The sequence below is a fragment of the Streptomyces capillispiralis genome, from assembly GCF_007829875.1.
Lineage (GTDB): Bacteria > Actinomycetota > Actinomycetes > Streptomycetales > Streptomycetaceae > Streptomyces > Streptomyces capillispiralis.
The window spans coordinates 363,733-384,867 of sequence record NZ_VIWV01000001.1; the positions used below are offsets into that span (position 1 = coordinate 363,733).

Genomic DNA, 21,135 nt, shown 5'->3' on the forward strand with positions numbered 1-21,135 from the left:
GTCAGGTGAGGGTGGCGTGGCGCGTGCGGTCGCGCAGGCGGCGCGGCCGGGGAACGGCCGGGCGGAGGCGGTCGGGTGCGGGTCCGCGCAGACCGGTCCGGTACAGGCCGTAGGCGATCCGGCGGTCCGCGGCTGCCTCGAGTGCGTCCCTCAGGGGTCCGCCGCGCAGGCGCGCGCGGGCTCCCAGCAGGTTCTCGACGACGGCGAGCGCGCCGGCGGTGTCGCCGTGGAGCAGGCGTTCGCGTACACCGGTGAGGCAGTCCGGGCGGCGGTGTGCCCGGTCGATGGCCTGGAGGCAGGGCAGGGGCGGGCCGGTGAACGCGGCCAGCAGTTCCTCCCGGCGGATCTCCTCCGGGTCGTGGTCCAGGGGGACCAGGACGCCGTCGACCAGGCCGATGCGGTGCCGTGTGCCGCGGCACTCCACGAGGTGCGGCTGTCCCGCCCGGTCCGGTGGCGGGGGCGGGCCGGTCGCCGTGCGGCCCGGTGCGAGGGCGGCGGCGACCAGCGGATGCAGCCGACCGGCCTCGATCGCGCCGGTGCGGAGCAGTTCGAGGTCGGGCAGGACGTGGGTGGCCGCGTCGGGCAGGACGGGCAGCGCCGGGCCGTGGGCGGCGGGGTCCGGCGGGCCGGCCCGTACGCCCGGGGAGCCGGGTCCGCCGGCGTCGTCGGTGACGGTCAGCACCAGCCGGTGCCCGCCGCCCGCCCGTACGGCGACGGAACCGCCGGTGCGGCCGGCGTCGCGCAGCACGATGCGCGCCTCGTCGGCCCACCGGTCGACGGCGCAGTGGTGGCCGGGCGGCAGCAGTTCCGCGTGCTCTGACGGGGCGTCACCGCCGGTGCGGTCGGCGCCGGAGCGGTGGCGCAGTTCGTCCGTGCGGCGGGCGTCCCACAGGTGGCGGTGGAGGTCGAGGCGGAAGCGCGGTCCGGGGCGCGGGTGCGGGTGGGCGCGGGCCCCGTCGCGGAGCCGGGAGCCGTCCCACAGGGTGAGCTCGATGCGCCGGCCGCCGTCCGCCCAGGCGGGCGGTGTCCGGACGACCAGGTGCACCGGGTGCGGTCCGCCGGGGTCGGGGACGTCGTAGCGGGCCAGGGCGATGGTCAGGCCGGGGCGCAGGAGTCCGTCCGGGGCGATCCTCGGCATGTGCCAGCGCAGCAGGTCGGGTGCCAGGTGCCGCAGGTCGGCGCGGACCCGTGCCGCGAGGTCCCGGCCGTGGGTGCGGGCGAGGGGGCGGAGCCGGAGGTCGGTGTCGATGCCCGCGGCGGCGCATGCGCCGGCCCAGTCGCCGACGTGGCGGCGGGCGGTCGCGGTCTCGATCATGGAGGGCGGCACGGCGTAGGCACGTACGCGCTGCCAGAGGGAGAGGCGGGTGTCCCCGTCCGAAGGGTGTGTGCGCATCAGCACTCACCTTGCGTGGACGGGTCCCCCAATCTGTGAACGGAGTGAGTGGTCATCGCGGCGAGCATAGCCCGCCGCCTCACGGCCTGTCAGGTGTCTTTTTTCCGCTCGGGCCGCGGTTGCCGGTGGGGGGACCTCCGGTTCGGCGATCGAGGGGAAGGGCTGGTTGCGGCGGGCCCTTCTCCGGTTCACCTCCCCCTCGCCGGGCCCTGCCAAGAGTTAACGGATCATTGGGCGGCCCCGGGTGTGAGGGGACACCGGCCACGGGCATTGTCTTGTCATGAACCTGCGGTCCGATGGTCGGGCCGCAGTTCTCATGGAGGTATGGGATGCACCGCAAGCTCGCCACCGCGCTCGCCGCCCCGGCCCTGGCGCTCGTCAGTGTCCTCGGCACCGCCACGGCCGCCGACGCCGTGCCCGCCGACAAGGCCCAGGTCCTCGCGAGCTGGACGCAGACCAGCGCGTCGAGCTACAGCCTCTGGGCCGCGGCCCGGGCCAACCAGTCCGCGTGGTCCGCCTACGAGTTCACCTGGGCCACCGACTACTGTTCCACCTCCCCCGACAACCCGTTCGGCTTCCCCTTCTCGATGTCCTGCGCCCGCCACGACTTCGGATACCGCAACTACAAGGCGATCGGCCGCTTCGACGCCAACAAGGCGCGCCTGGACAGCGCCTTCTACGAGGACCTCAAGCGTGTCTGCGCCCGCTACAGCGGCGGGACGAAGAGCGCCTGCGACAGCACCGCGTGGACGTACTACCAGGCCGTCAAGGCCTTCGGCTGAGCCCTCCGCCCGAACGGGCCCGGTGCCGCCGGCCGGTGAACGGACCGGCGGCTCCCGGCACTTGTCACCACTCCCCCGGTTGACCCGCCCGCGCCCAGGAACGGCGGACGCCGGTCTCACTCGCGGAACGCCTCCGGCGGCGGAGGAGGACACCGCGAACTCCGCGACGAGGTGTTCCCCTCCTCACCCTCGCGGGGCCCGCGGTACCCGCCCGGCGTTCCCTAACGGCGTCCGCGCATCAGCACGTAGAGGAAGTACGGCGTTCCGATCACGGCCGTCATGAGGCCGGCGCCCAGCTGGGCCGGTGAGATCACGGTGCGGCCCAGCAGGTCCGCCGTGCACACCAGGACGGCGCCGAGCAGCAGCGCGACCGGGAGGACGCGGGCGTGGCGGCGTCCGACGAGGGCGCGCGCCGCGTGCGGGGCCACCAGGCCGACGAAGCCGATGGTGCCCGCGGCGGCCACGGCGGTGGCGCTCAGCAGCACGCTCAGCACGAGGAAGCCCAGCCTCCCGCGCGGCAGGTCGAGGCCGAGCAGCCGGGGGGTGTCCTCGTCGAGGGAGACCAGGTCGAGTTCCCTGTGCCGTACGGCGGCCACCGCGACGGCGACGGCGAGCACGCCGGCGAGGGGCAGCACGTCGGGCAGGGTCCGGCCGTACGTGGAGCCGGACAGCCAGGTGAGCGCCTTGGTCGCGTTGAACGGGTCGGTGAGCACGATCAGCAGGCTGATCAGTGCCGTGGTCCCGGAGGCGACACCCACACCGACGAGGACCAGCCGGTTCTGCTGGAAGCCGCCGCGCGCGGCGAGGCCGAACACGACGACCGCGGTGAGGGCGGAGCCCGCGAAGGCGGCTCCGGCGACGCTCCACGCCCCGGCGAGCGGGACCGTCGTCACGAGGATCACGGCGCCGAGCGCGCCGCCGCCGGAGACCCCCAGCACGGCGGGTTCCGCGAGCGGGTTGCGGGTGACGGCCTGGACCAGGGTCCCGGCGAGGGCGAGGGCCGCGCCGGCGAGCAGCGCGGCGAACACCCGGGGGGTGCGGGTGTCGAGCACGAAGGACACGGTCTGTCCCGCCCTGCCCTGCACCCAGTGGGCGACGTCGCCGAGCAGCAGTTTGCTGTCGCCGAGCAGGACGGCGGCGACGGTGAGGGCGACCAGGGCGACGGCGAGGACGGCGAGGGTGGTGAGGAAGACGGCGCGGCTGCGGATGCGCAGCCGGTCCGGTGCGGCGGCCTGGGCGGTGTCGCGGAGCCGGGCCGCCATCACGACGAGGAAGACGGCGCCGACGAGGCTGGTGACCACACCGGTGGGAACGGCGACCGCGGTGTCCGGGTCGACGCACGCGCGCAGCAGTACGTCCGCCCCGAGCACCAGCCCCGCGCCGACCAGACCGGCGGCCGGCACTGCCGTGCGCACCCGTGCGAACCCCCGGAACCGGCGGGCGAGCGGGCGGACGAGGGCGGGGGCGCACAGGCCGACGAAGCCGATCGGGCCGGCGAGGGTGACGGCGGCCGCGGAGAGCAGGGTCGCCAGCACGACCGCCGTGATCCGGGTGGCCCGCACCGGCACACCGAGGCCGCGGGCCGCGTCGTCGCCGAGGGCGAGGGCGTCGACCCGGCGGGCGATGAGCAGGAGCCCCACGAGTCCGAGGACGGCGACGGGCAGCATCTGGACGACGCCCTCGAAGCCGTTCTGGCCGATGCTGCCCTGGTTCCACTGGTAGAGGCCCTCGGTCTGCTCGGGGAACAGCAGCAGGAGGCCCTCGGTGACGGCGGTGAGGCCGAGGGCGAGGGCGGTGCCGGCGAGCACGAGGCGTACGGTGCCCGCGCCGAGCCCCGACAGGCCGAGCACGACGGCCGCCGCGGCGAGGCCGCCGGCGAAGGCGATGCCGGAGGAGGCGAGCAGCGGCAGCGACACGCCGGTGACGGCGGCGAGGCCGAGGGCGAGGTAGGAGCCCGCGTTGACCGCGAGGGTGTCCGGGGAGGCCAGCACGTTGCGGCTGACGGCCTGCAGGGCGACGCCGGCCATGCCGAGGGCCGCGCCGACGAGGAGTCCGGCGGCCGCCCGGGGCAGCCGGGAGGCGATGACGACGGACGCGTCGGCCGGGTCGGCCCGTCCGGTGAGTGCCTTGAGGACCTCGGCCGGGCCGACCGCGGCGGTGCCCTGGGTGATGTCGACGACGGCGAGGGCCGCGACCAGGAGCACGAGCGCGGTCGTCACCGCGGCCGCACCCGCCCGGGACGTGACCGTCGCCGGGCGGGCGGGGGTGGTGGGGGCGGTGACGGCCATCGCGCTACTTCGTCAGCGCCGCGACGAGGGAGTCGGCGTACGCCTCCATCGAGCCGGTGCCGCCGAACATCCAGACGCCGTCGGAGAGCCGGTGGACGTCGCCGGACTTCACGAACGGCAGCGACGTCCAGACGGAGTTCTTCGCCAGCTCCTTGCCGAAGGGGTCGCTGCTGGGGTCGTCGTCGTTGCCGATGTAGACGAAGTGGACCTTCCCCAGGCCGGTCAGGCCCTCGACGTCGGTCGAGGCCAGGCCGTAGGCCTCGTCGCCCTTCATCTTCCAGGCGTTCTTCAGGCCGAGCCGCTCGTTGACGGCGCCGATGAGCGATCCGGCAGTGTAGGGGCGCACGGAGACCTGGTTGGAGGTGACGTAGCCGTCGGCGAAGGCGATCTCCGCGCCGTCCAGGCCGGCGTCGGCAAGGGCCTTCCTGCCCTCGGCGAGCTTGGCCTCGAAGTCCTTCTTCAGGGTCGCCGCGCGCTCGGTGGTGCCGGTGGCCCGGGCGATGAGGTCGACGTTCTCCAGCATCCGCCCGATGGGGTCGGCGGCGTCGGCGGAGGTGACCTGGAGGACCGGCGCGACCTCGCGCAGCTGCTTGACGGCGCCCGGCTGCAGGTCGGAGGTGGTGACGATGAGGTCGGGCTTCAGCGAGGCGATGGTGTCCATGCTGGGCTCGCCGCGGGTGCCGATGTCCTTGGGGTCGTTCTTGAGCGGGACCGCGGTGTCCCAGGTCTTGTAGCCCTTCACGTCGGCCACACCGACCGGGTCGACGCCGAGCGAGACCAGGCTCTCGACGACGTTCCACTCGGTGCCGACGACCTTGGTGGCGGGGCCGTCGAGTTCCACCTTCGCGCCGGTGGCGTCGGTGAGGGTGATGGCCTCGGTGGACGCCTTGGCGTCGTCGGCGGCGGGTTCGGTGGTGCCGCAGGCGGTCAGCAGGAGGGCGGCGGCGGCCAGGGGCGCGGTGAGCAGGAGGCGTCTCATGAGGTGGTGCTGAGCCTTTCGCTTCGGGTGTGGTGGCGGCCGATGGCGCGGGTGCGCAGCCGGCCGGTGAGGGGGTCGGTGTCGACCTCGATCCGGATGCCGTAGACCTCGGTCAGGCGCTCGGGGGTGAGGACGTCCTCGGGCCTGCCCTCGGCGACGACGCGGCCGGAGGCGAGCAGGACGATCCGGTCGGCGACGGCCGCGGCCTGGTCGAGGTCGTGCAGGACGACGCCGACGGCGATGCCGTGCTCGTCGGCCAGGTCCCGCACGAGGTCGAGGAGTTCGACCTGGTAGCGCAGGTCGAGGTAGGTGGTGGGTTCGTCGAGGAGGAGGACGCCGGTCTCCTGGGCGAGGCAGCCGGCCAGCCACACGCGCTGGAGCTGCCCGCCGGAGAGGTGTTCGGCCCCGCGCTCGGCGAGTTCCGCGACGCCGGTGAGGGCGAGGGCGCGGTCCACGGCGGCCGGGCCGCCGGGGTCGCCGCCGCCCCATCGGCCCCGGTGCGGGTAGCGGCCGAACTCGACGACGTCCCGCACGCTCAGGCCGCTGGGCGTGGGGCGGGACTGCAGCAGCAGGGCGACGCGGCGGGAGAAGTCCCGCGGGCTGAGCGCGAGCGCGTCGGTGCCGGCGTCGATCGTGAGTGTGGCGTGCCGGGGGCGTTGCAGCCGGGCGACGGTGCGCAGCAGGGTCGACTTGCCGCTGCCGTTGGGGCCCACCAGGGCGGTCACTTCGCCGGGCCGCAGGGTCAGCGCCGCGTCGTGCACGACGTCCGCGCCGTCGTACGCCACGGTCACGTCCGTGGCCGACAGTTCGTGCCCGCGCGGGCCCAGGGGCGTCTCTTCACCAGGAATCACGTGGCAAGGTTAGCCTACCCTTATTCCACGTTATCGGGCGGTGACCTGCGACAACGCCGGAGAAGGTCTGGCGGACCGTCAGAACGCGTAGCGGATGCCGAGCCAGGGTGCGTGGTGGGCGACCAACTCGCGCAGCTCCGCGAGGGCTTGGCGTTTGACGCCGTTGCGGTAGCGGAGGTTGAGGGCGCCGTTCTCGGAGCGCTTGGTCTGCTGCGCGGCGGGCTGCCACAGCACGTCCTCGCCGCGCGGGTGCCAGCGGAGGTTGACCTCGTGCAGGTCCGCGTTGTGCGTGAGCATGATGACCTCGGCCAGCGCCTGCCGCTTGACCCGCTGCGGCAGTACGTCGTCCAGCTGCCGCAGCAGCTCGGCCCAGGCGTCCTGCCAGCCGGGGCGCAGGACGACGGGCGAGAGGTTGAAGTGCACCTCGTACCCGGCGTCGAGGAAGTCCTGGGCGGCGGCGATCCGCCGGTCGACGGGGCTGGTGCGCAGGTCCAGCAGGCGGGAGTCGTCGGCCGGCATCAGCGAGAAACGGATGCGGGTACGGCCGCGCGGGTCGAGCTCCAGCAGGTCGGGGTTGACGAACTTGGTCGCGAAGGACGCCTTCGCGGTGGGCCAGTCCCGGAAGGCGCGCACCAGGTCGGCGGTGTTGTCGCAGATCAGCGCGTCGACCGAGCAGTCGCCGTTCTCCCCGATGTCGTAGACCCATGCCTCGGGGTCGCACTGGTTGGGCTCCTGCTTGGGGCCCTGGGCGGCGATGTGACGTCCGAGGTGGGCGACGATGCGGTCGATGTTGGTGAAGACGGTGATCGGGTTGGCGAAGCCCTTGCGGCGGGGCACGTAGCAGTACACGCAGGACAGCGCGCAGCCGTTGGACGGGCCGGGGGCGATCCAGTCGGCGGAGCGGCCGTTGGGGCGGGTGGTGAGCGTCTTCTTCACGCCCAGCACCAGGGTCTCACGTTTGATCCGCATCCAGCGGTCGGCGCTGCCCTCGTTGCCGTGCAGCTCGGGGATGCGCCAGTGGGAGTCGACCTCGATCAGCCGGGCCTCGGGGAAGCGGGCGAGGATCTGCCGGCCGCGGGGTGAGGCGGCGGCGGCCGGTTCGGCGTGGATCTCCCGGATCGCGAGCAGCCTCCGCGCCTGCGCGGAGTCCCGGAAGGCGCCGCCGGCCGGGGCGGCCGGCTCGGCCACCGGGGTCCGGGGCATCGCGTCCAGGCCGAAGAGCGGTTCCTGGGAACCGCCGGGCGGGGTGGGGTGGGGGTGCATGGGCTCGTCGGCTCTCGGACGGACGGGAGGGCGGTACGGGAGGCCCGCCGGGCGGGATCGGGAGCCGGCGGGGCACGGCCGTCCTCCCCACTGTACGGCGGCTACACGGTGACCTGCGGTCCCGCCGTGCGCCGACGGGCCCCGGGCCCGCGCCCCCGCCCCGGGACGCCCGTCACCGCACGGCTCCCGCGTTGCGGCGGAACGCCGCGGTGCGCCGCCCGCGACCGGTCCCGCGGCTTCGCGGCGCGCGTCGCGTCCGCCCCGCGCGGTGGCCGAACCGCTCGGAGCGGACCCGCTCGGAGCGGCCCCGTCGCCCGCCGCCCGCTTCCGGGTGGCGGGCGGCGGGCCGGGGTGTCAGGCCCCGGTGGTGAAGCGTTCCCAGACCCGGTGCGAGGACAGCAGCTCGCGGAGCTGTTCGAGGGCGGCGGGACCCGAGTCGGCGACGACGACACCGGGCGCGTCGACCGGAACGCCCGCCGCCTCCAGGGCGGTCTCGCCGCCCGCCCACGCGCCGATCGCCTTGCCGTGCCGGAACGCCTCGGACAGCAGCAGGGAGAGCCGCGGGTCGAGGGTCGTCCGCGCGGCGGCGGAGGGGGCGCCCTTGGCGTCGCGCGCGCCGTACGCGTCGCCGCCCACGGCCGGCGCGCCCGCCAGCAGCACGGCGTCGAACTCGACGGAGCGGGCGGTGGCGTAGGTGCGCTGCGCCACCGGCGCGCCCGCGCCCGTACCGACCGGGCCGCCGGTCGGTGCGACCACGAACGGCACCATGCCGGCTTCGAGCACCGCGTCGCGTACCGCGTGCACCCCGTCGAGGTCGCCGTCGGGGCTCGCGACGATGCCGATGACGCGGCCCTCCACGGGCCAGCTCTGCCCGAGCTGGGAGAGGGCCGGGCTCGGTTCGACGTCGGCGAGCGGCACCGTCGGCGCGGGCGCGGGCAGGCCCAGTCCCTCGGCGACCTGGGAGCACAGCTCGGGGTCGATGTTGGCCAGGACCTGGAGGGCGCGCTCCTTGACGGCCTGCTCGTAGCACTTGGCGAGTTCGAAGGTGTAGGCGCCGATGATGTGCTCGCGCTCGACCGGGCTCATGCTCAGCCAGAAGCGCCGGGGCTGGCTGAAGTGGTCGGCGAACGACTCGGGTGCCTCGCGCACCTTCGTCGCCTCCGGGACCCGTACGGGGGTCTCGATGTAGGCGCCGGTGTCGGCTCCCGCGGTGAACGGGCAGCCGCCGTCGAGGGAGTTCGGCCGGTACGGGGCCACGCCCCGGTGCACGGCGGTCTGGTGCATGCCGTCGCGGAGCATGTCGTTGACCGGCGCCTGGGGCCGGTTGACGGGGAGCTGCGGGAAGTTGGGGCCGCCGAGGCGGGTGATCTGCGTGTCCAGGTAGGAGAAGAGGCGTCCGGCGAGCAGCGGGTCGTCGGTGATGTCGATGCCGGGGACGAGGTGGCCGACGTGGAAGGCGACCTGCTCGGTCTCCGCGAAGAAGTTCGAGGGGTTGCGGTTGAGGGTGAGCAGGCCGACCGGCTGTACGGGGGCGAGTTCCTCGGGGACGAGGTTCGTCGGGTCCAGCAGGTCGATGCCCTCGAAGGTCTGGTCGGGGGTGTCGGGGAAGGTCTGGATGCCCAGTTCCCACTCCGGGTACGCGCCGGACTCGATGGCGTCGGCGAGGTCCCGGCGGTGGAAGTCCGGGTCGACGCCGTTGATCAGCTGCGCCTCCTCCCACACCAGGGAGTGCACGCCGAGCTTGGGCTTCCAGTGGAACTTCACCAGCGTCGTTCCGCCGTCGGCGGCGACCAGGCGGAAGGTGTGGACGCCGAAGCCCTCCATCATCCGGTACGACCGCGGGATGCCCCGGTCGGAGATGTGCCACAGGGTGTGGTGGGTGGCCTCGGTGTGCAGGCTGACGAAGTCCCAGAACGTGTCGTGGGCGCTCTGCGCCTGCGGGATCTCCCGGTCCGGGTGCGGCTTCACGGCGTGGATGATGTCCGGGAACTTGATGGCGTCCTGGATGAAGAACACCGGGATGTTGTTGCCGACCAGGTCGAAGACGCCCTCACTGGTGTAGAACTTCGTCGCGAACCCCCGGGTGTCGCGCACGGTGTCGGCGGAGCCGCGTGAGCCCACCACCGTGGAGAAGCGCACGAACACCGGTGTCTCCACGTCCTCGCTCAGGAAGGCCGCCTTGGTCACCGCGGCGGCGGTGCCGTAGCTCCTGAACACCCCGTGGGCCGCCGCGCCGCGGGCGTGGACCACCCGCTCGGGGATGCGCTCGTGGTCGAAGTGCATGACCTTCTCGCGCAGGTGGTGGTCCTGGAGCAGGACGGGACCGCGGGGGCCCGCCTTGAGCGAGTGGTCGGTGTCGTGGAGCCGCGTGCCCTGCGCGTTCGTCAGGTACTTCCCGGACTGCGCCATCCTGGCCTGGTCGGCACCGGTGGGCTGGCCGGTGGGCGACACGGTGTCCGGGCCGCTCTGGTCCGGCTTCGGCGGCAGCGGCTCACGGGGCTCGGTGGGCTCGGCCAGGCTCGGCGCCTCCGAGGCCGGCCGCCCGGGAATGCCGTCCGCCGGCGACGAACCGTCGTCCCGCAGGCTCTCGCTGATCTTCTTCGCTGCCCGCTTGACGGGGTTGGCCTCGCTCATGGGGTGACACTCCTCCGCTTCGTCGCGGCCACGGACGGGGTGGCCTGCGTAGGGTCGGGCGCCGACTGGCGAACATCCCGACAAAAAGCACATAAATAGGGCATCGGTTCGTGCCAACGTCTCACGGCGCGTCCACCTCCGCAGCGACGCACGCCCCGATGGGGTGAACGCGTACCCCTGCCGCACGGATCAAGGCATGGCAATGCGGCCCGGCGGACGGGCGACGGAGGATCCCGGGCGCACTCCCCCGGTGCCGCTCGTTGACCAATTCGCGTCCAGGGGCTTGCCCGGGTGATGTCTCACCACTTAAATCAAACCCTGAACTAAGCGGTGCGGCAGCCGTGTTCGTCCTTCGGCATGCCCCGGGCACGAAGAGCCGCGCCGACGCACCAGCGGCCCGGTGCCGCTCGTCGCAGTCCGTTCCCCCTCCCCACCGTCCCAGCAGAAAGCGGACGCATGAGACACGTGAAGCAGTTGAGCCGCCTCAGACGCAGAGCCCTGGTCGCGGCCTTCGCCGCCACGGCGGCGCTCGTCACCCTGCCCGCCGCCCAGACCCCCGCCACGGCGGCCGAGACCCCCTTGTCCCAGGGCAGACCGGCCACCGCCTCCTCGACCGAGAACGCCGGAACGCCGGCGAGCGGCGCCGTGGACGGCGACACGGGCACCCGGTGGTCGTCGGCCGCGAGCGACGACCAGTGGCTGCAGGTCGACCTCGGCACCACGGCGTCGGTCTCCCGGGTCGTCCTCACCTGGGAGGCGGCCCACGGCAAGGACTACAAGATCCAGTTCTCGCAGGACGGCGGCACCTGGACCGACGCCAGGACCGTGACCGGCAGCGACGGCGGCGTCGACACGGTGGACGTGTCGGGCCAGGCACGCCACGTCCGGATGCAGGGCCTGGACCGGGCCACCGCGTGGGGCTACTCCCTGTGGGAGTTCCAGGTCTTCGGCACCGGCGGCGGCACCCCGCCCGCCTCCTGCGGCACGGCCGACGCGGCCCGCGGCAAGCCCGCTTCCGCCTCCTCCACGGAGAACGCGGGTACCCCCGCCTCCGCCGCCTTCGACGGTGACACCGGCACCCGCTGGTCGAGCCAGGCCTCGGACCCGCAGTGGGTGCAGGTCGACCTGGGCACGGTGCAGGACCTGTGCGAGGTGGACCTGAACTGGGAGGCCGCCTACGCCAAGGACTTCCGGATCGAGGCCTCCGCCGACGGCCGGACCTGGACCGCGCTCCGCTCCGTCACCGGCGCCACCGGCGGCCGGGCCTCCTACGAGGTGAGCGGCTCGGGCCGGTACGTGCGCGTCCTCGGCACGGCCCGCGCCACCGGCTACGGCTACTCCCTGTGGGAGGTGGCCGTGCACACCGCCTCGGGCGGCACCGGTCCGATCGAGGGCGGCGGCGACCTGGGTCCGAACGTCATCGTCGTGGACCCGTCGACGCCGGGTCTGCAGCAGAAGTTCGACCAGGTCTTCGCCCAGCAGGAGACGGCCCAGTTCGGCAGCGGTCGCTACCAGTTCCTGCTGAAGCCGGGCACGTACGACAACATCAACGCCCAACTCGGCTTCTACACCTCCGTCTCCGGGCTCGGCCTCAACCCCGACGACGTCCAGATCAACGGCGACATCACCGTGGACGCCGGCTGGTTCAACGGCAACGCCACGCAGAACTTCTGGCGTTCGGCGGAGAACCTCGCCCTCAACCCCGTCAGCGGCACCGACCGGTGGGCGGTCGCGCAGGCCGCCCCGTTCCGCCGGATCCACGTCAAGGGCGGCCTCAACCTCGCCCCGAGCGGCTACGGCTGGGCCTCCGGCGGCTACATCGCCGACTCGAAGATCGACGGCACCGTCGGCCCGTACTCCCAGCAGCAGTGGTACACCCGCGACAGTTCGGTGGGCGGCTGGACCAACGGCGTGTGGAACATGACGTTCACCGGCGTCCAGGGCGCTCCGGCGTCCAACTTCGAGACCGGCCCGTACACCACGTTCGACACCACGCCGATCTCCCGCGAGAAGCCGTTCCTCTACCTGGACGGCGACGACTACAAGGTGTTCGTGCCCGCCAAGCGCACCAACTCCCGCGGCGTGTCCTGGCCCGCCAACACCGGCGGCACCTCGCTGCCGCTCGACCGGTTCTACGTGGTCAAGCCCGGCGCCACCGCCACGACCATCAACGCCGCGCTCGACCAGGGCCTCCACCTGCTGTTCACGCCCGGCGTGTACCACATCGACCGGACCATCGAGGTCGACCGGGCCGACACGGTGGTGCTGGGCCTCGGCCTGGCGACCATCGTCCCGGACGGCGGCGTCGACGCCCTGCACGTGGCGGACGTCGACGGTGTCCGGCTCGCCGGGTTCCTGATCGACGCGGGGCCGCAGAACTCGGACACCCTGCTGCGGGTCGGCCCGGCCGGCGCGTCCGCCGACCACTCCGCCAACCCCACCACGGTGCAGGACGTGTTCATCCGCGTCGGCGGGGCGGGCCCCGGCCGGGCCACCGACTCCGTCGTGGTCAACAGCGACGACGTGATCATCGACCACACCTGGATCTGGCGCGCCGACCACGGCGAGGGCGTGGGCTGGGAGACCAACCGCGCCGACTACGGCCTGCGCGTCAACGGCGACGACGTCCTCACCACGGGCCTGTTCGTCGAGCACTTCAACAAGTACGACGTGGTGTGGAGCGGAGAACGCGGCCGCACCATCTTCTTCCAGAACGAGAAGGCCTACGACGCTCCCAATGAGGCCGCCATCACCCATGACGGCATCGTCGGTTACGCGGCCTACAAGGTCGCCGACTCGGTGAACGAACACGAGGCGTGGGCGCTCGGCAGTTACTGCAACTACACGTCCGACGACACCATCGTGCAGCACCACGGGTTCCAGGTGCCGGTGAAGCCCGGCATCAGGATGCGGCACCTGCAAGTGATCTCGCTCGGCGGCAAGGGGCAGTACCGCCACGTCATCAACGACACGGGCTCCCCGACGTCGGGGACGGACACGATCCCGTCCAAGGTGACCCGGTTCCCCTGAGCGTGACAGCGCCCCGCGCCGGACTCAGAACAACTGCCCCTGTTCCGCGGGGGCGGTCCGGCGCGGGGCGCGGCGCGGGCCGGGGGGCCGCGCCGGGGTCTCCTCGCCGAACAGCGGTGCCGTGCCGTACTCGTCCGGCTCGGCCGGCACCACGACGGGGCCGGTGCCCACGTTGAGGCACAGCGGGGCGTCGCGGTCGAAGTCCCCGGGCGTCATGTCCGTCCAGTCGCGTTCCCGACGCTCACTCACCGACGCTCCGCTCCCCGTTCACCCGGCCAGGTTATCGGTCGTTGCGTGCCCCGCGGACGACGCGGCGCACGGCCCGGCGGGGACAGAGAGACGTACGTCACACACGCGTTCCCGTCACACATCCGGGAGCCGGTCCGTCAGTGCTGCGCAACGACAGAGCCGACCAAGGAGATCCCCATGAACGCGCGTGTCGACTTCTTCGCCCACCCCCTCGCCGCCAAGGTGCTCCGGCACATCAACTCGGCGGGCCGGGCGGTGACCGACTCGGGGCTGCCGCACACCACTCAGGAGCTGGTGAAGATCCGTGCCAGCCAGATCAACGGCTGCGGCTTCTGCACCGACATGCACACCAAGGACGCGGCCGCCGCCGGGGAGACCCCGCTCCGCCTCAACCTGGTCGCCGCCTGGCGGGAGGCCACGGTCTTCACCGACGCGGAGCGCGCGGCGCTGGAACTGACGGAGCAGGGCACCCGGATCGCCGACGCGGCCGGCGGGGTCGGTGACGAGGCGTGGGCCGAGGCGGCCAAGCACTACGACGAGGAGCAGCTGGTCGCCCTCGTCTCCCTGATCGCCGTCATCAACGCCTACAACCGCATCAACGTCATCAACCGGCAGCCGGCCGGTGACTACCAGCCGGGCCAGTTCGGCTGACCGGCGGCCGCCCCGGCCCCCTCGGGCCGGGGCGGGTCCGGATCAGGCCCCCGCGCGCTTCGGCAGGCGCCAGCCGGGGCGGACGAAGTGGCAGGTGTAGCCGTCCGGGTAGCGCTGGAGGTAGTCCTGGTGCTCCGGCTCCGCCTCCCAGAAGTCCCCGGCCGGCGCGACCTCGGTCACGACCTCGCCCGGCCACAGCCCGGACGCGTCGACGTCGGCGATCGTGTCCTCGGCGACGCGCTTCTGCTCGTCGTCGAGGTAGAAGATCGCGGAGCGGTAGCTCAGGCCGATGTCGTTGCCCTGGCGGTTCTTCGTGGTCGGGTCGTGGATCTGGAAGAAGTACTCCAGGATCGTCCGGTAGTCGGTGACGGCGGGGTCGTAGGTGATCTCGATCGACTCGGCGTGGGTGCCGTGGTCGCGGTAGGTCGCGTTGGGCACGTCACCGCCGCTGTACCCCACCCGGGTGGTCAGCACGCCCGGGAACGTGCGGATCAGCTCCTGCATGCCCCAGAAGCAGCCGCCCGCGAGCAGCGCCCTCTCCTCGGTCCTCGTCATCTCGTCTCGCCCTTCTCCCAGGTGTCCTGCGGGTCCCTCAGTGGGAACCCCGCCCTGACCACCATTGTTCCGGCCACGGCCCCACCGTCCGGCGGGGGGCCGGACAGGCTCCCCGCCGGGCCGGGGGTCGGGGGTGGGCGCGGCCGGGTTTTCGGGTCCGGTGGCGGGCGGGGTCGCCGGTGACCGTTCGCGCCCGCCCGAGCGGCGATGCTAGAAAAGTGTCATGGCCGGTTTCCTCGGCCGCCTCCGCCCGGTGGTGACCACGCGCCCCGTCGCCCACCAGGTGTTCGCCCTGCAAGTGGTGATCGTGCTCCTCCTCGCTCTCGCCGCCGCGGCGGCCCTGGTGCTGCAGGCGCGCGCCGACACCGAGCGGGAGGCCCGCAACCGGGCCCTCGCCGTGGCGCGGACCTTCTCCCAGGCGCCGGGGGTGCGCGGCGCGCTGGCCGCCGAGAACCCCAGCGCCGAGCTGCAACCGTGGGCCGAGGCGGCGCGCAGGGCGTCCGAGGTGGACTTCATCGTCGTGATGACCCCGCAGGGCATCCGCCACACCCACCCCAATCCGGCGCAGATCGGCCGGCACTACATCGGCACCATCGGTCCCGCGGCGGAGGGCGGGACGGTCAGGGAGACCGTCACGGGCACCCTCGGGCCGTCCACGCGGGCCGTGGTGCCGGTCACCGGGCCGGACGGCACCGTGGTGGGGCTGGTCTCCGCCGGCATCACCCTCGAGCGCGTCAGCGAGACCGCCAATCACCAGGTGCCCCTGCTGCTCAGCGCCACGGGCGTCGCACTCGGCCTGTCCGTCCTGGGGACGGGCCTGGTCAGCAGACGGCTGCGGCAGCAGACGCACGGGCTGGAGCCGGCCGAGATGACCCGCATGTACGAGCACCACGACGCCGTGCTGCACGCGGTGCGCGAGGGCGTGCTGATCGTCGACGGCGACGGGCGGCTGGCCCTGGCGAACGACGAGGCGCGCAGGCTGCTCGACCTTCCCGCGGACGCGGAGGGACGCGCCGTGTCCGCCGTCGAGGTCGACCCCGGGCTGGCCCGGCTGCTCGCCGAGGGCCGCAGCGCCACCGACGAGGTGTACGTCGCGCGGGGCCGGCTCCTGGCCGTGAGCCAGCGTCCGACCGACCGGGACGGCGGGCCCTCGGGGGCCGTCGTCACGCTGCGGGACACCACCGAGCTCCAGGCCCTCGCGGGCCGGGCCGACGTGGCCCGGCAGCGGCTGCGGCTGCTCTACGACGCCGGGCTGCGCATCGGCAGCCGCCTCGACGTGGTGCACACCTCGCAGGAGCTGGCGGACTTCGCCGTGCCGCGGTTCGCCGACTACGTCGCCGTCGACCTCGCCGAGCCCGTGCTGCGCGGGGAGGAACCCTCCCAGGGTGACCCCGAGCTGCGCCGGGTCGCCTTCCGGGGCGTGCGGGACGACATCCCGTTCCTGCCGCTCGGTGAGCTGATCCGCTTCTCCCCCGCCACGCCCCAGGGCGCCGGTTTCCGTTCGGGCAGGCCGGTCCTGGAACCGGGCATGGCGGACTTCGGCGGCTGGCACGAGCCGGACCCCGAGCGGGCGCGGAGAGTCGTCGAGTCCGGTATCCATTCGATGATCACGGTGCCGCTGCGCGCCCGCGGTGTCGTCCTGGGTGTCGCCTCCTTCTACCGGGCGCGCAAGCCCGAGCCGTTCGAGGAGGACGACGTGGCGCTCGGCGAGGAGCTGGTGGCCCGCGCCGCGGTGAGCATCGACAACGCGCGCCGCTACACCCGCGAACACGTTCTGGCGGCCACGCTCCAGCGCAGCCTGCTCCCCCGGGCGCTGCCGGAGCAGAACGCGCTCGACGTCGCCCACCGCTATCTGCCCGCGCAGGCGGGGCGCGGCGGGGTCGGCGGCGACTGGTTCGACGTCATCCCGCTGCCCGGCGCGCGGGTGGCGCTGGTGGTGGGTGACGTGGTCGGCCACGGGCTGCACGCCGCCGCCACCATGGGACGGCTGCGTACGGCGGTGCACAACTTCTCCACCCTCGACCTGCCCCCCGACGAGCTGCTGTGGCACATGGACGACCTGGTCACCCGGATCGACCAGGACGAGAGCGGGGAGGTGGAGACGGCCCCGGTCACCGGGGCCACCTGCCTGTACGTCGTCTACGACCCGTCGACCCGCTGGTGCACGCTGGCCCGCGCCGGGCATCTGCAGCCGGCCGTCGTCCACCCGGACGGACGGGTCCGCTTCGTCGACGTACCCGCCGGTCCGCCGCTCGGTCTCGGCGGTCTCCCCTTCGAGTCCGCGGCGCTGCGGTTGCCGCCCGGCAGCAGTCTGGTGCTGTACACCGACGGGCTGGTGGAGGACCGGCACCGGGACATCGACGAGGGGCTGGACCTGCTGCTGCGGGCGCTGACCGGCTCGGCCGGTGCCCCGGAGGAGGCGTGCGACGCGGTGCTGCGGGCGATGCTGCCCGAGCGTCCCCGCGACGACGTCGCGCTGCTGATCGCCCGTACCCGCGCGCTGGACGCCGGCCACACCGCCGCGTGGGACGTCCCGTCCGATCCGTCCGCCGTCGCCGCGGTGCGCTCGGCGGTCACCCGGACGATGGCCGGCTGGGGGCTGGAGGAGGAGGCCTTCGTCACCGAGCTGATCGTCAGCGAGCTGGTCACCAACGCCGTCCGGCACGCCTCGCCGCCCATCCGGGTGCGCCTCATCCGCGACCGCACCCTGATCTGCGAGGTGTCCGACGGCAGCAGCACCTCCCCGCACCTGCGCCGGGCCGCCACCACCGACGAGGGCGGACGCGGGCTCTTCCTCGTCGCACGGTTCGCCGAGCGGTGGGGCACGCGGTACACGGCGAACGGCAAGGTCATCTGGACGGAGCAGCCCCTGCCGGACGGGCGGCGGGCCGGGGGGAGGTGAGCGGGCGCCCTGGAGGGGGCCGGGGCGGACGCCGGGGTCAGGCGGAGAGGGAGATGCGGGCGGTGATGCTCTTGCCGGCCGGCTCCTGCCGTACGTCCAGGGCCTGGGCGACGGCCATCACGATCTCCAGTCCGTGCTGGCCCACCCGGCCGGGATCCGCGTCCCGGGGCACCGGTGCCGCCGGGTTGCCGTCCCGCACGACGACCTCGACGGCGTTGTCGGAGACCAGCAGGTCCAGTCCGACGGGGCCGGGCGCGTACTTGCGGGCGTTGGTGACCAGCTCGCTCACGACGAGCTGGGTGACCTCCACCACCCGGGTCGACACGGGCGTGCCGTCCTCCGCCCGCACCCGGGCCAGGAACGCGGCGGCGAGATGGCGGGCCTGCGCTATCCAGGCGCCGTCATCCTCCAGGGCGTACGACGCCCGCAGCCGCGGTGCGCCTGGCACCGTGTCCCCCTCGTCGACTGGAACTGGTTCCATCCGGTCCGCCTTCACTCACCGATCACACCGCGCGACTACCCTCATCGCTCCCCCGCACGCCACTGAAGTGTGACAGGTGTCTCGGACATCGCGGCTTCGCGGTCGGCCGTCGTCTCAGCCGGCCGTGCCGGGGGCCGTGCGCGAGGGGATCCCGGCGCGGGTCCGGGCGGCGTCCGGCGGGGCGGTGGGGCGGCGCCGGCGGTGGGCGGGAGCGCGGGGCGGAGGACGGCCGCCCCGTGTCTCGGCGGCCATCATGCCGACGCCGGCGAGCAGGTCCTCGTCCCGGGCCACCCGCCGCAGCCGGTGTGCCGCGCTCCCCGTCCGCAGGGCCTCCTCCAGGAGCGCGCGTACGGTGTCGTGGTCGCCGGACGCCTCCAGTGCCGGGCGCAGCCGGCGCAGCATCCCGCGCAGGACCACGGGTGCCGGGGCCGGACGGCGGGTGAGCGGATCGACGAGTTCTCCTTCGAGGCCGGAGCGCGCGGCCCGCCAAGCGGCGGCGCGCAGCCACTCGTGGTGCCCGTCGCACCGGGGTGCCCGTCCGCGTTCCAGGCGGTCACGGGCGTCCCGGACCAGCGCGCGGAACAGCCCGGCGACCAGGACCACCGTCCCGGCCCGCGGGCACGCGTCGCAGATCCGCAGTTCCAGCGTGCGCTGGTGGGCCGACGGCCGTACGTCCTGGTACAGCATCCCGGTGTCGGTGATGACGCCGGAGCCGATCAGCTCGTCCACGGCGGCGTCGTACTCGGCGGCGCTCCGGTAGCAGCCGGCCGGTCCGGCGGTCGGCCAGCGCTGCCAGAGCATGGTGCGCCAGCTGGCGTATCCGGTGTCCGAGCCCAGCCAGAACGGTGAGCTGGCCGACAGTGCCAGCAGGGGCGGCAGCCAGGGTGAGAGCGGGCACATGGCGCGTACCGCGGTGTCCCGGTCCGGTACGTCGACGTGGATCTGCGCGCTGCAGATCAGCTGCTCGTCGGCGACGCGGCGGTAGTCGTCGGCCATGCGCCGGTACCGGGGTTCCGGGGTGATGTCGCGGGAGGTGACGCGGGCGAGCGGCGGGGTGCCTGCGGCCACGGGTGCCAGGCCGAAGGGGGCGGCGGCCGAGTCGAGCCGGCGCCGGGCCGCGCACAGGTCGTCGTAGAGGCCGTCGAGGGTGTCGTGCACCTGACTGTTGCGCTCGACCACCGACCGGTGGAGCTCTCGGGTGAAGCCGGCTCCGCCGAGCCGTTCCAGCAGCGGTGCGGCGCCGGGCACGAGGCGACCGCTCTCCACGTCGACAACGTGGAACTCTTCCTCCGCACCGATCCGCACCGTCACCGCCGACCCCTTGCCCGTAGCCCGTGCCGTTCCTCCGGCGTCACCGGGTCCGCCGGCGGCGCATCCGGCGCGTACCGGGTGCCCCGGAACGGTCCGGGGCACGCCTTCGGATCGCGGCCTGCCCGGTGGTGGTGACGGGCGCCCCGGGGGGCGCCCGTCACCAGCGGCGTCAGTGCGCCGTCTGCTCCTGGGCGGGGCGGGTGACGCCCAGGGCGGCCAGGGCCGCTCCCGCCAGGCAGAGCACGCCGGTGACGACGACGGCGGTGTGGACGCCGTTGAGGAAGGCGTGGCCGCTGCCCTGGGCGACGGCCGCCCGCAGGCCGGCCGGCATGTCCCCGGAGACGGGGGCGACGCCCATGGCCACGGCGTCCTTGGCCTCGTGCAGTCGCCCGGCCAGGTCCGCGGGCACGCCCGCGGCGGTCAGTTCCCCGGTGAGGGTCGATCCGACCCTGCTGCTGATCAGGGAGACCAGGACGGACGTACCGAGCGCCCCGCCGATCTGCAGCGTGGTGGCCTGGAGTCCGCCGGCCACGCCCGCGTCGCGGACCGGGGCGCTGCCCACAATGGCCTCGGAGGAGGCGGCCATCACCATGCCGACGCCGAGGCCGAGGGCGACGAACGGCGGCCACATCGTGGCGTAGGAGGAGTCGGTCTGCCAGGTCAGCATGCCGAAGCAGGCGGCGGACTGGAGCACCATGCCGAGCGGCATGGTGAACCGGGCGCCGAGGCGCTGGGTCAGGGCCGCGCCGAGCGGGGAGGCGACCAGGGAGGCCAGGCTCAGCGGGAGGGTGCGGACGCCCGCCTCGACGGGGGTGAAGCCCCGTACGTTCTGGAGGTACAGCATCACGAAGAAGATCACGCCGAGCATGACGAAGAAGTTGAGCGCGGTGATGACCGCGCCCACCGTGAGCGTGCGGCTGCGGAACAGGCGCATCGGCAGCAGCGGGTGGGCGATGCGGGTCTGGTACCGGCCGAAGACGGCCAGCACCAGCACTCCGGCGGCGACGGCGCCCCAGGTGCCCGCGGAGGTCCAGCCCCAGGTCTCGCCCTTGACGACGCCGAGGACCACGCACAGCAGTCCGAGCGCGAGCAGCACGACGCCGGGGACGTCGAAGCGGTGGGGGCCGCCGGCGGTGCGGCTCTGCGGGAGGACGCAGGCGCTGAAGACGAGCGCCACGACGCCGATGGGGGCGTTGATGTAGAAGACGGACTCCCAGCTGACGTGTTCGACGAGCAGGCCGCCGACGATGGGGCCGAGGGCCGTGGACACGGCCGAGACCATGGCCCAGATGCCGACCGCCATGCCGAACCTGCGGGGCGGGAAGGCCGCGCGCAGCAGTCCGAGGGTGTTGGGCATCAGCAGACCGCCGAAGACACCCTGGAGCGCGCGGAAGACGACGACGCCCTCGATGGATCCGGACAGGCCGATGGCGACCGAGGCGAGGGTGAACCCGACGACGCCGACGAGGTAGTACGTGCGCCGCCCGAAGCGGTCGCCGAGTTTGCCGCCGAGGATGAGCGTGGCCGCGAGGGCGAGCAGGTAGGCGTTGGTCACCCACTGGAGCTGGGCCGTGGTGGCGTGCAGTTCGCTGCCGATCGCCGGGTTGGCGATGGCGACGACGGACGCGTCGAGCTGCACCATGAACAGGCCGAACGCGACGGCGCAGAGGGTGAGCCAGGGGCTGGACCGCGGACCGCCGGCGGGGGCGGGGGCGGGCGCGGTGGACTGATCCACGGACGTGGACGGGGACGGCATGGGTGAGCCT

General features: G+C 73.7%; 15 protein-coding genes. 4 read left to right on the forward strand and 11 right to left on the reverse strand.

All coding sequences use genetic code 11. The annotated features are described in order from the left end of the window. Position 1: 1 nt before the first annotated feature. The gene (locus FHX78_RS01005; protein WP_145865555.1) at positions 2 to 1,393 is read right to left on the reverse strand and encodes a hypothetical protein; all 1,392 of its coding nucleotides are present in this window, start codon (positions 1,391 to 1,393) and stop codon (positions 2 to 4) included. A 329-nt stretch (positions 1,394 to 1,722) separates the two neighbouring features. Here FHX78_RS01005 and FHX78_RS01010 point away from each other — a divergent pair, with 329 nt between their 5' ends. Continuing rightward, positions 1,723 to 2,175, forward strand: coding sequence for a phospholipase (locus FHX78_RS01010; protein WP_145865556.1), 453 nt, complete (start codon positions 1,723 to 1,725; stop codon positions 2,173 to 2,175). Positions 2,176 to 2,396: 221 nt separating this feature from the next. Here FHX78_RS01010 and FHX78_RS01015 read toward each other — a convergent pair whose 3' ends face one another. The 5 genes from FHX78_RS01015 to FHX78_RS01035 form a co-directional block, all read right to left on the reverse strand. Next, positions 2,397 to 4,463, reverse strand: coding sequence for an iron ABC transporter permease (locus FHX78_RS01015; RefSeq protein ID WP_145865557.1), 2,067 nt, complete (start codon positions 4,461 to 4,463; stop codon positions 2,397 to 2,399). A gap of 4 nt (positions 4,464 to 4,467) precedes the next feature. Then, positions 4,468 to 5,442, reverse strand: a complete 975-nt coding sequence (locus tag FHX78_RS01020; protein WP_145865558.1) for an ABC transporter substrate-binding protein — start codon at positions 5,440 to 5,442, stop codon at positions 4,468 to 4,470. Continuing rightward, entirely contained in the window at positions 5,439 to 6,293 is an 855-nt protein-coding gene (locus FHX78_RS01025) for an ABC transporter ATP-binding protein (protein ID WP_145865559.1), read from the reverse strand. Before FHX78_RS01025 ends, FHX78_RS01020 begins: the two co-directional genes overlap by 4 nt. A 78-nt stretch (positions 6,294 to 6,371) precedes the next feature. Further along, positions 6,372 to 7,556, reverse strand: a complete 1,185-nt coding sequence (locus FHX78_RS01030; RefSeq protein WP_145865560.1) for a spore photoproduct lyase family protein — start codon at positions 7,554 to 7,556, stop codon at positions 6,372 to 6,374. 354 nt (positions 7,557 to 7,910) lie between these two features. Next, positions 7,911 to 10,190, reverse strand: a complete 2,280-nt coding sequence (locus FHX78_RS01035; RefSeq protein ID WP_145865561.1) for a catalase — start codon at positions 10,188 to 10,190, stop codon at positions 7,911 to 7,913. A gap of 456 nt (positions 10,191 to 10,646) precedes the next feature. Between FHX78_RS01035 and FHX78_RS01040 the strand changes: the two genes are divergently transcribed. Beyond that, positions 10,647 to 13,220 (forward strand): discoidin domain-containing protein, encoded by a 2,574-nt coding sequence (locus FHX78_RS01040; RefSeq protein WP_145865562.1) that lies wholly within the window; start codon positions 10,647 to 10,649, stop codon positions 13,218 to 13,220. 24 nt (positions 13,221 to 13,244) lie between these two features. Here FHX78_RS01040 and FHX78_RS01045 read toward each other — a convergent pair whose 3' ends face one another. Next, positions 13,245 to 13,469 carry a hypothetical protein gene (locus tag FHX78_RS01045; protein ID WP_145865563.1) on the reverse strand — a complete coding sequence of 75 codons (225 nt, stop codon included), beginning with the start codon at positions 13,467 to 13,469 and terminating at the stop codon, positions 13,245 to 13,247. A 177-nt stretch (positions 13,470 to 13,646) separates the two neighbouring features. Between FHX78_RS01045 and FHX78_RS01050 the strand changes: the two genes are divergently transcribed. Then, positions 13,647 to 14,120: a carboxymuconolactone decarboxylase family protein gene (locus tag FHX78_RS01050; protein WP_145865564.1), complete on the forward strand. Its 474-nt coding sequence runs from the start codon at positions 13,647 to 13,649 to the stop codon at positions 14,118 to 14,120. A gap of 42 nt (positions 14,121 to 14,162) precedes the next feature. On the opposite strand, the gene msrA is transcribed toward FHX78_RS01050, so the two are convergent. After that, positions 14,163 to 14,675, reverse strand: a complete 513-nt coding sequence (gene msrA, locus FHX78_RS01055; protein WP_145865565.1) for a peptide-methionine (S)-S-oxide reductase MsrA — start codon at positions 14,673 to 14,675, stop codon at positions 14,163 to 14,165. A 223-nt stretch (positions 14,676 to 14,898) separates the two neighbouring features. Between msrA and FHX78_RS01060 the strand changes: the two genes are divergently transcribed. Next, positions 14,899 to 17,577, forward strand: a complete 2,679-nt coding sequence (locus tag FHX78_RS01060) for a SpoIIE family protein phosphatase (protein ID WP_145865566.1) — start codon at positions 14,899 to 14,901, stop codon at positions 17,575 to 17,577. A gap of 37 nt (positions 17,578 to 17,614) precedes the next feature. Here FHX78_RS01060 and FHX78_RS01065 read toward each other — a convergent pair whose 3' ends face one another. The 3 genes from FHX78_RS01065 to FHX78_RS01075 all read right to left on the reverse strand — a co-directional run bounded on the left by FHX78_RS01065 (position 17,615) and on the right by FHX78_RS01075 (position 21,125). Then, positions 17,615 to 18,058 carry an ATP-binding protein gene (locus tag FHX78_RS01065; protein WP_145865567.1) on the reverse strand — a complete coding sequence of 148 codons (444 nt, stop codon included), beginning with the start codon at positions 18,056 to 18,058 and terminating at the stop codon, positions 17,615 to 17,617. A gap of 114 nt (positions 18,059 to 18,172) precedes the next feature. Further along, positions 18,173 to 19,369 (reverse strand): carboxylate-amine ligase, encoded by a 1,197-nt coding sequence (locus FHX78_RS01070; RefSeq protein ID WP_145865568.1) that lies wholly within the window; start codon positions 19,367 to 19,369, stop codon positions 18,173 to 18,175. 169 nt (positions 19,370 to 19,538) lie between these two features. Beyond that, positions 19,539 to 21,125 (reverse strand): MFS transporter, encoded by a 1,587-nt coding sequence (locus FHX78_RS01075; protein WP_145865569.1) that lies wholly within the window; start codon positions 21,123 to 21,125, stop codon positions 19,539 to 19,541. Positions 21,126 to 21,135 lie beyond the last annotated feature (10 nt).

Bases quoted from the DNA above. Each gene is read 5' to 3' on its own strand.
- FHX78_RS01035 (WP_145865561.1), bottom strand. From the start codon at position 10,190: ATGAGCGAGGCCAACCCCGTCAAGCGGGCAGCGAAGAAGATCAGCGAG.
- FHX78_RS01065 (WP_145865567.1), bottom strand. From the start codon at position 18,058: ATGGAACCAGTTCCAGTCGACGAGGGGGACACGGTGCCAGGCGCACCG.
- FHX78_RS01050 (WP_145865564.1), top strand. From the start codon at position 13,647: ATGAACGCGCGTGTCGACTTCTTCGCCCACCCCCTCGCCGCCAAGGTG.
- FHX78_RS01075 (WP_145865569.1), bottom strand. From the start codon at position 21,125: ATGCCGTCCCCGTCCACGTCCGTGGATCAGTCCACCGCGCCCGCCCCC.
- FHX78_RS01040 (WP_145865562.1), top strand. From the start codon at position 10,647: ATGAGACACGTGAAGCAGTTGAGCCGCCTCAGACGCAGAGCCCTGGTC.
- FHX78_RS01005 (WP_145865555.1), bottom strand. From the start codon at position 1,393: ATGCGCACACACCCTTCGGACGGGGACACCCGCCTCTCCCTCTGGCAG.
- FHX78_RS01060 (WP_145865566.1), top strand. From the start codon at position 14,899: ATGGCCGGTTTCCTCGGCCGCCTCCGCCCGGTGGTGACCACGCGCCCC.
- FHX78_RS01030 (WP_145865560.1), bottom strand. From the start codon at position 7,556: ATGCACCCCCACCCCACCCCGCCCGGCGGTTCCCAGGAACCGCTCTTC.
- FHX78_RS01020 (WP_145865558.1), bottom strand. From the start codon at position 5,442: ATGAGACGCCTCCTGCTCACCGCGCCCCTGGCCGCCGCCGCCCTCCTG.
- FHX78_RS01010 (WP_145865556.1), top strand. From the start codon at position 1,723: ATGCACCGCAAGCTCGCCACCGCGCTCGCCGCCCCGGCCCTGGCGCTC.
- FHX78_RS01015 (WP_145865557.1), bottom strand. From the start codon at position 4,463: ATGGCCGTCACCGCCCCCACCACCCCCGCCCGCCCGGCGACGGTCACG.
- msrA (WP_145865565.1), bottom strand. From the start codon at position 14,675: ATGACGAGGACCGAGGAGAGGGCGCTGCTCGCGGGCGGCTGCTTCTGG.